Here is a 12,105-nt window from a genome sequence, read left to right as displayed (position 1 = left end):
AGATCAGGGCCACTTCGCTTCATATCCTTGATTTGCAACTTATCCTGACAGAAATGGGCGCCAATAAAAACCCCGCCGAAGCGGGGTCTTGTGCATATCAAGCATCCATCAGTTGCGGTTGCCGCCAAGCAGGCTCAGCAGGCTCAGGAAGATGTTGTAGATGGAGACATACAGGGTGACGGTGGCAGAGATGTAGTTGGTCTCGCCGCCGCGCACGATCTGCTGGGTGGTCAGCAGGATGGCGCCGGAGGAGAAGAGCATGAACATGGCGGACAGGGCCAGGCTCAGGGCGCTCATCTGCAGGAAGATGTTGGCGACCATGGCAACCAGCAGTACCCAGAACCCGACGAACAGCATGCCGCCGAGGAAGGAGAGGTCCCGCTTGGTGGTCAGGGCATAGGCAGACAGGCCGAAGAAGGTGAGCGCAGTACCGCCCAGCGCCGTCATCACGATCTCGCCGCCGCCGTTGTTCATGTACATGTTGATGATGGGGCCGAGGCTATAGCCCAGCAGGCCGGTCAGGGCGAAGGTGAACACCAGCCCCATGCCGTTGTCACGGTTCTTCTCGGTCAGGAACATCAGGCCGTAGACACCGATGAGGAACACGGCCCAGTGCAAGGGCGGCATGTTCATGACGGTTGCTACCCCGGCTACCACGGCTGAGAAGCCAAGAGTGAGGGAGAGCAGCATGTAGGTGTTGCGCAGCACCTTGTTGGTGTCGCGCACGGCACCCTGGGTGCCAGTGTAGATAGAACGGGTATCCATCTTGATGTCCTCTTGATTTCCGGGGTGAAGCGACCAGTTGTGCTTCGTTAACGCATTGTATGCACTGAATGTGTGGATGACGAGCGCTGATTTCAAGCGCCGCCCCACCTGCGTGGTGCCTACTATCCCAGAGCAAAGATGTATTGCGCATGAACAAGGAGGCTCAAGGCGTTGCAGAGGGCGCCTGTTCCTGCTCTTTACCCTGTCTGGCGATCCGCGTCGGCGAGAAGCCGAACTGCTTTCTAAACGCCGTGATGAAATTGGCCACATGGTCATAGCCGGCGTGGGCGGCGGCCCCTTGCAGAGAGAGGCTGCGCGCCTCCAGCCTGGCCCGCGCTTCTTGCAGCTTTCGCTGGCGAAGGTAGCGCTGCAGGCTCATGCCCAGCTCTTTTTTTGCGGCCCGCTGCAAGGTGGAGACGCTCATGCCGAGGGTGGCCGCGATCTCGGTCAGGGTCATCTCGTCCACTTTTTCATCCCTGAGCAGCATCTTGAGGCGCGTCGGTTGCTCGTTCTGGCGCTGGCAACAGGGGGAGGCGGCCTGCTGGAGGTTGGGCATCAGGCTCTCCCAGACACTGAGGGCAAAGGCCTTGCGCATCAGCATCTCGGAGGCGTTCTGGCTGCTGGTGAGATTGAGCGCTTCCGCAATCTGTCCAAGGGCAGCGGGCAGGGTCCAGTCGACGCGGCTCAGATGGCGGCTGAAGGTCTGTGTGAAAGCCTTGCGATGCGCCTGTGCCAGGTTGTGGGCGAGCCAGGTGTGGTCCAGGGAGAGGACGATGCTGCGGCTGCGCACCTGGGCTTTGGCCGCCCCCTGCACGATGTCGGGCTCGGTATAGAGGATGGCGGTTGCCACTATGGGGTCGGACTCGTGGAAGCGACACCCCTTGAGCCTGTGAGTGGCGCCATAGGTCATCAGGGCCCGGCTCTCGAGGGGAATGGCGATGATCAACTGCGGCGGCAACTCCCGCTCGGTGGCGAAGTCTGCCTTGTGAACGATGTCCTTGTTGTGAAAGCGAAGACCCTCCTGGATCACCAGGTTCTCCACCCTGCCGGTGAAGCGGCCTCGCTGGCGTGCGCTGGTATCCCTTGCCACTGTGTCAGTCATGTGCAATTTGACCATGTCGAAGAGTGAAATGACCACACCGCAAAACTGCGGCGGAAGATGGAGTGATATATTAGCCCCCGGAAAATCAAATGAAAATGATTATCATCTCTATCTTGGGGTCACTCTTACTATGGTTGTCTTGAAGGATAAAGCGCGAAGCCCGCTGGCTCTGGCCATCTCTGCCGCTCTGGCCGTCACCGTTGCCGCCCCGGCAGGGGCACACACACCGGACATCAAGCCGGACGAAACCCTGGTCGTCTATGGCAATCCACTCTACGGGATGTCGCCGTCGGAGGAGACGGGAGGCTATGGGGTCGACTCGGCCACCGTCGGCACCAAGACGCCGGCGGCCCTCAAAGACATCCCCCAGTCGATCACCGTGTTGACCAACGACTACATCGAGGAGCGTAACTTCGTGGCGGTGGACGATCTGGCCAAGTTCACGCCGGGTCTGCGCACCCTGGTCAACGACAGCGGTCGCTCCTCCATCTTCTCCCGTGGCTATGAGTACGACGAAGTGAACCTCAACGGCCTGCCATCGCCCATGCAGAGCAAGTACGGCACCCTGCCATCGCTGGCGGCGGTGGATCGGGTGGAGATCATGCGGGGCCCCTCCGGCCTCTTCAACAGCACCAGCGAGCTGGGGGGCGTGATCAACATGGTGCTCAAGCGTCCGACCGACGCCTTCAAGGGCTCGGTCACGGCGCGCTATGGCAGCTGGGACAGGCATTACCTGGAGGCGGACATGGGGGGCGCACTCAACGACGAGGGTTCCCTGCGCGGCCGCGTCGTGGTGGCCAACGCTGACATCAAGAACCAGGTGGACTACAACAACAACGACAACGGTACCTACTACGGCACCCTGGAGTTCGATCTCTCGGATCGCACCCGCCTCTCCGTCTACGCCCTGCACCAGACCAAGGACATCCTGCCCACCAACGGCCTGCCGGCGTACAAGGACGGCTCCCTGCTCGACATCGGCCGCAGCACCTACCTGGGGTCGGCTGAAGACTTCTTCGACGCCGACACCACGGATGTGGGGGCCTCGCTGCAACACGCCTTTGCCAACGGCGGGGTGGGTCAGGTCTCGGCCCGCTACATGGATCACGACATGCGGCTGGAGCAGACCTTCACCAACGGCCCCGTGGACGCGGCGGGCAACACCGGGCTGATGTTCAACGGCCAGGGAAACCAGCAGAAGAACATGGCCTTCGATGTCAACTACAGTCAGATGTTCGATCTGTTGGGGCACAAGAGCGAGTTTGTGTTGGGCTCCGACTACAAGCGCTACGAGTCGGACATTCAGACCTACACCAACCGCAACCTCGGCAAGATCAATGTGTTCGATTTCGACCCGATCCGGGTCGCCAAGCCGGACTACAGCTACACCAAGAATGACCATGAGGAGCAGTCGGAGCTCGGTCTGTATGGCAAGGTGACCTGGCGTCTGCTGGAGCCGCTGGCGGTGATCACCGGGGCCCGCGTCTCCTGGTACGATCTGGATGCCGTCAGCACGACCCTGAGTTCCGGAGCCCAGAGCGGCGAGTCCAGTGCGTTCAACGGCAAGCTCACCCCCTACGCGGGGGCCGTCTATGACCTGAGCGACGAACACGCCTGGTATGCCAGCTACTCCAAGGTGTTCAAGCCCCAGACCAGCCAGGACGAGAGCGGCAACCTGCTCAAGCCCCGGGAGGGCAGCCAGTGGGAAACCGGCATCAAGTCCTCGCTGCGTGACGGCCTGCTCAACACCCGGGCGGCCCTCTTCCTGATGAAGGACGACAACATCGCGGCCCAGGCCTACGACGATCAGGGCATTGCCATCACCAACACCTACTGGGCTACCGGCAAGGTGGAGACGCAAGGGGTGGAGCTGGAGGCGAGCGGCTATTTCAGCCAGAACTGGATGGTGATGGCCGGCTATACCTTCACCGACATCGAGGAGAAGGCCGGGGATCACAACCCGAAATTCGACACCATCCCCCGTCACGCCCTCTCACTCTGGACCGACTACCACCTGGCCGACTGGGTGCAGGGGCTGCACCTCGGGGCAGGAATGACGGCGGTGAGCGACTACGGCTTCAACCAGAAGGGGGTCGAGACCCATCAGGGGGGCTATGCCCTGTTCGATGCGGCGGTGCGTTACGAGATCAACGACAGAATGCAGGCGACCCTGAACCTCTACAACCTGCTCGACCGGGAGTACTTCTACCGGGTCGGCTCCACCAGCACCTTCAACATGTACGGCGAGTCGGCGAACCTGATGGCAGGCTTCACCTACAAGCTGTAACGACCGACGACAGCAGGGCCTGCGGGCCCTGTTGTCGTCTCTGTGCGCCGCCCTACGGGGGATCCCCAAGGCTGGCGACACAATCCTGGTTCATCTCATGACAAGACTCATCACCCTGCTGCTCACCATGATCACACTCTCTTCTGCCCAGGCAGACATGCTCCACTACGCCCAGCGCTTCACCCACCATTCGGCCCTGCTGGGGGAGACGCGGCAATACAGCGTCTCCCTGCCCCAGGAATATGAACGCGAGCCCGGGGCTCGGTTCCCCGTGCTCTATCTGCTCGACGGGGAGAAGAGCCTGCTGGAGGTTGTCGGCATCACCCGGGCCCTGCGGGCCGGGCTCAAGCCGGCTATCCCCCCCCTCATCATCGTCGCGGTCCACAACACCGACCGGATGCGGGATTACACCCCGAGCCACACCATGACCTTGCCAAATGGGGCACCGGCGGGGCCCGGCTATGCCGTGACGGGGGGCGGGCCCCGGTTCCTGCGCTATCTGAGTGAGGAGCTGCGCCCCCTCATCGAGGAGAGGTTTCGGACCCGGGCGCCGACCCTGCTGGTGGGCCACTCCCTCGGCGGCCTGCTGGCGCTCGATGCACAGGCGCAAGACGGCGGCCAGTTCCCGGGTGTGATCGCCATCGACGCCAGCCTCTGGTTCGATTACCCCCGCAATTACGAGCGCATCGCGTCGGAGTTGACCGGGCCGCTCAAGCACGCCTCCTCGCTGTTCATGGCGGTGGCCAACAACCCCTTCACCCCGGGATTCGGGCGCTCGGCGTTTCACCGGGATCGCCTGCAGCAGTTTGCGCGGCAGGTAGTGGGGGCACCCGGCGCAAACCTGCACGTCACCAGCCGCTACTTCGAGGAGGAGGATCATCACAGCGTCTACCACCCCGCCGTCTATCAGGGACTCCAGTGGCTGTTTCAGGGCTACCGGATGGATCTGGCGCCCGGGCACTTCAGCCGACAGGGGGTGATCGCCCGCTTTGATGCCCTGAACCGCCACCTCGGCAGCGCACTGCGCCCGGAGCTGGGGAGCCTGCGGGACATCAGGGAGAAGGCCGCGCGCTGGCCGCAGATGGCGATCTCCGTGGACGAGGCCGATGCCCTGCTGACCCACTACTACGGGTCGAAGCCGTGAAAAGCCGATATTTTTGCCTGTGTCTGGAATCGTCACAACGGCGCCGGAGACGGGTGTCGGTCCGGCGCCATCCCTGGGTAGACTGCCGAAACGAGGGGCGCCGGGTCGGTGCCCCGACAGAGGCAGGGAGTGAGCGATGGCGGTTGCAGGAAAGAGGGGAGGCATGCTGGCTCTGTGGTGCGGCGCACTCCTGATGTCGGGGTGCAGTGGGTTTGCGCCTGCGCCCATTCCCGTCACCTATCTGAGTCAGGATCCGCCCCCAGGCAGGCTGCCCCTTGGGGAGACCGCCTATGTGGATGACGGTCGCTGCCCACCAGGGCAGGTCAAGCGGCTCATCGGCGGGGATGCGAAGCACAATGTGCCAAGAAAGGTGGAGTGTGTGGCAAGACCGCAATGATGATGTGATTTTGACAGCCTGAAACATCCAAGAAAGAGCCCTGAGGCAGTCGCCTTGGGGCTCTTTTCGTCTGGCTGGCCTGGTCGGTGTGATGCCGCAGCGGGCTAGAAGGCATCTCCAGGGACCCGCACCCAGCCTTCCATCAGGATGCGGGCGGAGCGGGACATCACCGCCTTGGTGACCGTCCACTGTCCCGCTACCTGCTCTGCCTGGGCTCCGACTCTCAGGGTGCCGGAGGGGTGACCAACGCGCACCGCTTCGCGCTCGCCGCCCCCGGCGGCCAGATTGACGAGGGTGCCGGGAATGGCCGCCGCCGTGCCGATGGCCACGGCGCAGGTGCCCATCATGGCGTGGTGCAGCTTGCCCATGGAGAGGGCCCGCACCAGCAGATCGATCTCGCCGGCAATAATCTCCTTGCCGCTGGCGGTGCGGTAATCCTTGGCGGGTGCGACGAAGGCAATTTTCGGGGTGTGCTGGCGAGTGGCCGCCTCTTCGGGGCGCTTGATGAGCCCCATGCGCAGGGCACCGGCAACCCGGATCGCCTCGAAACGGGCGAGCGCTTGCGGGTCTGTGTTGATCGCCTCGCGCAGCTCGGTGCCCTCATAACCAATGTCCTCGGCGTTGACGAACACCGTGGGGATGCCTGCGCTGATCAGGGTGGCTTTCAGTACGCCGCTCTTTACAACAGACGCGGGTACCTCCAGATCGTCCACCAGATTGCCGGTGGGGAAGAGGGCGCCGCCGTCTTCACCCTCGTCGGACGGGTCGAGAAACTCCAGCACGATCTCGGCGGCGGGGAAGGTCACCCCGTCCAGCTCGAAATCGCCTGTCTCCTGCACCTGGCCGTTTGTCACCGGCACGTGGGCGAGGATGGTTTTGCCGATATTGGCCTGCCAGATCCGCACCTCACAGGTGCCGTGCTCCGGGATGCGGGACGGGTCCACCAGGCCGGCGTGGATGGCGAAGGCCCCGGCGCCGGTGGAGAGGTTGCCGCAGTTGCCGCTCCAGTCCACGAATGCCTTGTCGATGGCGACCTGGCCGTAGAGGTAGTCCACATCGTGATCGGGTTGCTGGCTTTTGGAGAGGATCACGCACTTGGCTGTGGAGGAGGTGGCCCCCCCCATGCCGTCCATGTGGGCGCCATAGGGGTCGGGGCTGCCGATGACCCGCAGGAAGAAGGCATCCCGTGCCGGGCCCGGCTGCTGGCAGCGCTCGGGCAGGTCAGATAAGCGAAAGAAGACCCCCTTGCTGGTGCCGCCACGAAGGTAGGTGGCCGGAATTCTGACTTGTGGTATGTGGGCCATAGAGAGTGTCCTGAAAAGAGTCATAGATCCTGCTCCCTCTGGGAGAAGGTGCCCGAAGGGCGGATGAGGGGGATGTCCCCTCACCCCAACCCTCTCCCAAAGGGAGAGGGTGCCTTATGCCTTCCCCTTTTTCAAAGGGGCGGGGTTGCGATTTAGCTTGCGGCCTTTTGCGCGGTTGACGCCAGGAAGTCCTGGGCGAAGCGTTGCAGCACGCCGCCCGCCTCATAGACCGAGACCTCCTCGGCGGTGTCGAGGCGGCAGGTCATGGGCACCTGGATCACTTCGCCGCTGCGACGGCGGATCACCAGAGTGAGATCGGTGCGCGGCTGGCGCTCCCCCACCACGTCATAGGTCTCGGTGCCATCGAGGCCCAGCGTGAGGCGGGTGGTGCCCGGTTTGAACTCGAGCGGCAGCACCCCCATACCGATGAGGTTGGTGCGGTGAATGCGCTCGAAGCCTTCCGCTGCGATCACCTCCACCCCGGCAAGGCGCACCCCCTTGGCCGCCCAGTCACGGGACGAGCCCTGACCGTAGTCGGCACCGGCCACGATGATGAGGGGCTGCTTGCGCGCCATGTAGGTCTCGATGGCTTCCCACATCCGCATCACCTTGCCGTCCGGCTCGACGCGGGCGAGGGACCCCTTCTGCACCACGCCGTTCACCACCGCCATCTCGTTGACCAGCTGGGGGTTGGCGAAGGTGGCGCGCTGGGCGGTCAGGTGATCGCCGCGGTGGGTGGCGTAGGAGTTGAAGTCCTCCTCCGGCAGGCCCATCTTCGCCAGGTATTCCCCCGCCGCGCTGCCCGGCAGGATGGCGTTGGAAGGGGAGAGGTGGTCTGTGGTGATGTTGTCCGGCAACAGCGCCAGGGGCCGCATGCCACGCAGGGTGCGCTCGCCCGCCAGTGCCCCCTCCCAGTAAGGCGGGCGACGGATATAGGTGCTCTGCGGACGCCAGTCGTACAGGGGCGCCACTTTCGGGCCCTGGTCTTCCTCTATGGTGAACATGGGGATATAGACCTGGCGGAACTGGGACGGTTTGACCGCCGTGCGAACCACGGCGTCGATCTCCTCGTCGCTCGGCCAGATGTCTTTGAGGCGCACTTCCTTGCCGTTAACTACCCCCAGCACATCTTTCTCGATGTCGAAGCGGATGGTGCCTGCGATGGCGTAGGCCACCACCAGGGGCGGGGAGGCGAGGAACGCCTGCTTGGCATAGGGGTGGATGCGGCCATCGAAGTTGCGGTTGCCGGACAGCACCGCCGTGGCGTAGAGATCCCGCTCGATGATCTCCTGCTGGATGGCGGGATCCAGCGCGCCGGACATGCCGTTGCAGGTGGTGCAGGCAAACGCCACGACGCCGAAGCCGAGCTGTGCCAGCTCATCCATCAGCCCCGCCTCTTTCAGGTAAAGCGCGACCGTCTTGGAGCCGGGGGCGAGGGAGGATTTGACCCAGGGCTTGCGCATCAGGCCGAGCCGGTTGGCGTTGCGGGCCAACAGGCCTGCGGCAATCACGTTGCGCGGGTTGCTGGTGTTGGTACAACTGGTGATGGCGGCGATGATGACGGCGCCATCGGGCAAGAGGCCGTCAGCCTCCTGGGCACGAGCCTTGTCCAGGTCCACCGCGATTCCGCGCTCGGCCAATGCCGATACCGGCAGGCGGCGATGGGGGTTGGAGGGGCCAGCCAGGGTGCGCACCACGCTCGACAAGTCAAAGTGCAGCACCCGCTCGTACTGGGCGCCCGCCAGGGCATCGGCCCAGAGACCGGCCTCCCTGGCATAGGTTTCCACCAGTCTGACCTGCTCGTCGTCACGGCCGGTGAGCTTGAGGTAGTCGAGGGTCTGCTGGTCGATGAAGAACATGGCCGCGGTAGCGCCATACTCCGGCGCCATGTTGGAGATGGTGGCCCGATCGCCGAGGGTGAGGGCGGCGGCCCCCTCCCCACGAAACTCCAGGTAGGCGCCGACTACCTTCTGCTGGCGCAGGAATTCGGTGAGCGACAGCACCAGGTCCGTGGCGGTGATGCCGGGCTGCGGCTTGCCGGAGAGCTCCACGCCGACGATCGAAGGCAGCCGCATCCAGGAGGCGCGCCCCAGCATCACGTTCTCGGCTTCCAGCCCACCCACCCCCACCGCGATGACGCCGAGGGCATCCACGTGGGGGGTGTGGCTGTCGGTGCCGACGCAGGTATCCGGGTAGGCCAGACCGCGATCTGCGTGGATGACGGGGGACATCTTCTCCAGGTTGATCTGGTGCATGATGCCGTTGCCAGGCGGGATCACCTCGATGTTCTTGAACGCCTGCTTGGTCCAGTCGATGAAGTGGAAGCGATCCTCGTTGCGGCGATCCTCGATGGCGCGGTTCTTCTCGAACGCCTGGGGGTCAAAGCCGCCGCACTCCACGGCGAGGGAATGGTCGACGATGAGCTGCACCGGCACCACAGGGTTCACCTGGGCGGGATCGCCACCCTGCTCGGCGATGGCGTCGCGAAGGCCCGCGAGGTCCACCAGGGCGGTCTGACCCAGGATGTCGTGACACACCACCCGCGCCGGGAACCAGGGGAAGTCGCGATCGCGCTTGTTGTGCACTATCTGGCCGAGGCACTCGCCGAGGATGGCCGGCTCGCATTTGCGAACCAGATTCTCGGCGTGGACGCGGGCGGTGTAGGAGAGCCTGTCCCAGGCGCCGGGGGCGATGGCGTTGACCGCCTCCCTGGCATCGAAGTAGTCGAGCGCCGTGCCGGGCAGGGGCTTGCGATATTGCGTGTTGATCATCACTTGCGCTCCTGATTCTTCTCGGCGTGCACGCGGGCGGTGTAGTAGAGCCTGTCCCAGGCGCCCGGGGCGATGGCGTCGACCGCCTCCCTGGCGTCGAAGTAGTCGAGCGCCGTGCCGGGCAGGGGCTTGCGATATTGCGTGTTGATCATCACTTGCGCTCCTTGAGCGGCACGAACCTGAGATCCTCCGGGCCGACGTAGTTGGCGCTCGGGCGGATGATCTTGCCGTCGATGCGTTGCTCGATGACGTGGGCCGACCAGCCTGAGGTGCGGGCGATGACGAACAGCGGGGTGAACATGGCGGTGGGCACCCCCATCATGTGGTAGCTGACGGCGCTGAACCAGTCGAGGTTCGGGAACATCTTCTTGACCTCCCACATGGTGGATTCCAGCCGCTCGGCTATATCGAACATCTTGGTGTTGTGCTGCTCCTGGCTGAGTTCGCGCGCCACCTCCTTGATCACCTTGTTGCGGGGATCGGAGACGGTGTAGACCGGGTGGCCGAAGCCGATGACCACTTCTTTTTTCTCGACCCGAGCGCGAATGTCGGCCTCCGCCTCGTCCGGGTTCTCGTAGCGCTTCTGGATCTCGAAGGCCACCTCGTTGGCGCCTCCGTGCTTGGGCCCGCGCAGGGCACCGATGGCCCCCGTGATGCAGGAGAACATGTCCGAGCCGGTACCGGCGATGACGCGGCCGGTGAAGGTGGAGGCGTTGAACTCGTGCTCGGCGTAGAGGATGAGAGAGGTGTGCATGGCGCGAACCCAGGAGTCGCGTGGCTTGTGCCCGTGCAGCAGGTGCAGGAAGTGGCCGCCGATGGAGTCGTCGTCGGTCTCCACATGGATGCGTTTGCCGTTGTGGCTGAAGTGGTACCAGTAGAGCAACACGGAGCCGAGACAGGCCATCAGCTTGTCGGCGATGTCCCGGGCGCCCGGGTGGTTGTGATCGTCCTTCTCCGGTGACAGGCACCCCAGCACGGAGACGGCGGTGCGCATCACGTCCATGGGGTGGGCGGAGGGAGGCAACTGTTCCAGGGCGGTCCTCACTCCGGTGGGCAGGCCGCGCAGGGCCTTGAGTTTGGCCTTGTAGGCGCCAAGCTCCGCCACATTGGGCAGATGGCCGTGCACCAGCAGATGGGCTATCTCTTCAAACTCGCAGCTGGTGGCCACGTCCAGGATGTCGTAGCCACGGTAGTGCAGGTCGTTGCCGGAGAGGCCGACGGTGCACAGGGCGGTGTTGCCGGCGGCGCTGCCGGAGAGGGCGACGGATTTCTTCGGCTTGAAGCCGGTGGTTTCGGGCAGGGCGCTCATCACATGTTTCCTCATTCAGTCCGTTGATGCGCCAGCCGCCAGCATAAGGCGGCCGGTCGCCGTCTTATTCCTTGGTCGACAGATCCTGGGTGAACAGCCTGTCCAGGGTCTGCTCGTAGTGGTGGTAACCGAGAAAATCGTAGAGGGACTCCCGGGTCTGCATGGTGTCGACCACGGCGCGCTGGTGGCCGTCGCGGCGAAGCGTCTGATAGACGTTGAGGGCGGCCTGATTGGCGGCGCGGGCGGCGCTCAGGGGGTAGAGCACCATGTCCACGCCGTGGGCGGCGAGCGCCTCCTTGTCAAACAGCTCGGTCTTGCCGAACTCGGTCATGTTGGCGAGGATGGGCACCCCGGCCGCCTGCTTGAAGCGATCGTACTGGTCCAGCTCGGTGACCGCCTCGGCGAAGATCATATCGGCACCGGCCTCCACATAGGCGGCGGCCCGCTCCAGGGCCGAGCCCAGTCCTTCCACCGCCAGGGCGTCGGTGCGGGCCATGATGACGAAATGTTCGTCCTGGCGGGCATCCACCGCGGCCTTGATCCTGTCCACCATCTCCGAGACCGTGACCACCGCCTTGTTCGGCCTGTGACCGCAGCGCTTCTGGGCCACCTGATCTTCCATGTGGACGGCGGCCACACCGCCACGCTCGAAGGCGCGGATGGTGCGGGCGATGTTGAAGGCGCCCCCCCAGCCGGTGTCGATGTCCACCAGGAGTGGCACCTGGGTGGCAGCCGTAATGCGTTCGGCATCAATGAGCACGTCATTCATGGAAGTCATGCCGAGATCCGGCAGGCCATAGGAGGCGTTCGCCACCCCGGCGCCGGAGAGATAGAGGGCCTGGAAGCCGCTGCGCTCGGCCATCAGCGCCATGTAGGCATTGATGGTGCCGACAATCTGCAGGGGCTTTTCGTTGGCCAGGGCCGTGCGAAAACGCTTGCCGGCCGAGGGGGAGAGGTGGGACATGGTGACTCCTTTCATGGGGTGCGTGTCTGCTGTATGTGTAGGGTGAACGGTATCATCTCACA

General features: G+C 64.1%; 10 protein-coding genes. 3 read left to right on the top strand and 7 right to left on the bottom strand.

The window, feature by feature from the left end; genetic code table 11:
- Window positions 1–108: 108 nt before the first annotated feature.
- Window positions 109–765 carry a Bax inhibitor-1/YccA family protein gene (locus tag C3F36_RS01760; protein ID WP_010675134.1) on the bottom strand — a complete coding sequence of 219 codons (657 nt, stop codon included), beginning with the start codon at window positions 763–765 and terminating at the stop codon, window positions 109–111.
- A 163-nt stretch (window positions 766–928) separates the two neighbouring features.
- Entirely contained in the window at window positions 929–1,867 is a 939-nt protein-coding gene (locus C3F36_RS01755; protein WP_233759694.1) for a helix-turn-helix transcriptional regulator, read from the bottom strand.
- A gap of 130 nt (window positions 1,868–1,997) precedes the next feature.
- Here C3F36_RS01755 and C3F36_RS01750 point away from each other — a divergent pair, with 130 nt between their 5' ends.
- The 3 genes from C3F36_RS01750 (at window position 1,998) to C3F36_RS23190 (ending at window position 5,695) form a co-directional block, all read left to right on the top strand.
- Window positions 1,998–4,154, top strand: a complete 2,157-nt coding sequence (locus C3F36_RS01750; RefSeq protein ID WP_104454335.1) for a TonB-dependent siderophore receptor — start codon at window positions 1,998–2,000, stop codon at window positions 4,152–4,154.
- A gap of 97 nt (window positions 4,155–4,251) precedes the next feature.
- Complete coding sequence (locus C3F36_RS01745) at window positions 4,252–5,298, top strand: alpha/beta hydrolase (RefSeq protein WP_104454334.1); 1,047 nt, start codon at window positions 4,252–4,254, stop codon at window positions 5,296–5,298.
- 163 nt (window positions 5,299–5,461) lie between these two features.
- Window positions 5,462–5,695, top strand: coding sequence for a DUF6719 family protein (locus tag C3F36_RS23190; protein ID WP_102983837.1), 234 nt, complete (start codon window positions 5,462–5,464; stop codon window positions 5,693–5,695).
- Window positions 5,696–5,799: 104 nt separating this feature from the next.
- On the opposite strand, the gene prpF is transcribed toward C3F36_RS23190, so the two are convergent.
- The 5 genes from prpF to prpB all read right to left on the bottom strand — a co-directional run bounded on the left by prpF (window position 5,800) and on the right by prpB (window position 12,043).
- Window positions 5,800–6,999 carry a 2-methylaconitate cis-trans isomerase PrpF gene (prpF, locus tag C3F36_RS01740; RefSeq protein ID WP_104454333.1) on the bottom strand — a complete coding sequence of 400 codons (1,200 nt, stop codon included), beginning with the start codon at window positions 6,997–6,999 and terminating at the stop codon, window positions 5,800–5,802.
- Window positions 7,000–7,151: 152 nt separating this feature from the next.
- Window positions 7,152–9,770: a Fe/S-dependent 2-methylisocitrate dehydratase AcnD gene (gene acnD / locus C3F36_RS01735; protein WP_199769645.1), complete on the bottom strand. Its 2,619-nt coding sequence runs from the start codon at window positions 9,768–9,770 to the stop codon at window positions 7,152–7,154.
- On the bottom strand, window positions 9,770–9,922 hold the full coding sequence (locus C3F36_RS23185; RefSeq protein WP_158656061.1) for a hypothetical protein: 153 nt from the start codon (window positions 9,920–9,922) through the stop codon (window positions 9,770–9,772). The genes acnD and C3F36_RS23185 overlap by 1 nt, the downstream gene beginning before the upstream one ends.
- Window positions 9,922–11,079, bottom strand: a complete 1,158-nt coding sequence (prpC, locus tag C3F36_RS01730) for a bifunctional 2-methylcitrate synthase/citrate synthase (RefSeq protein WP_104454332.1) — start codon at window positions 11,077–11,079, stop codon at window positions 9,922–9,924. Before prpC ends, C3F36_RS23185 begins: the two co-directional genes overlap by 1 nt.
- Before the next feature lie 64 nt (window positions 11,080–11,143).
- Entirely contained in the window at window positions 11,144–12,043 is a 900-nt protein-coding gene (gene prpB, locus C3F36_RS01725; protein WP_104454331.1) for a methylisocitrate lyase, read from the bottom strand.
- Window positions 12,044–12,105 lie beyond the last annotated feature (62 nt).

Source organism: Aeromonas sp. ASNIH2, assembly GCF_002934795.1.
GTDB lineage: Bacteria > Pseudomonadota > Gammaproteobacteria > Enterobacterales > Aeromonadaceae > Aeromonas > Aeromonas caviae.
Note: the sequence above shows the minus strand (reverse complement) of the source record. Positions and strands in the feature narration are given on the sequence as shown.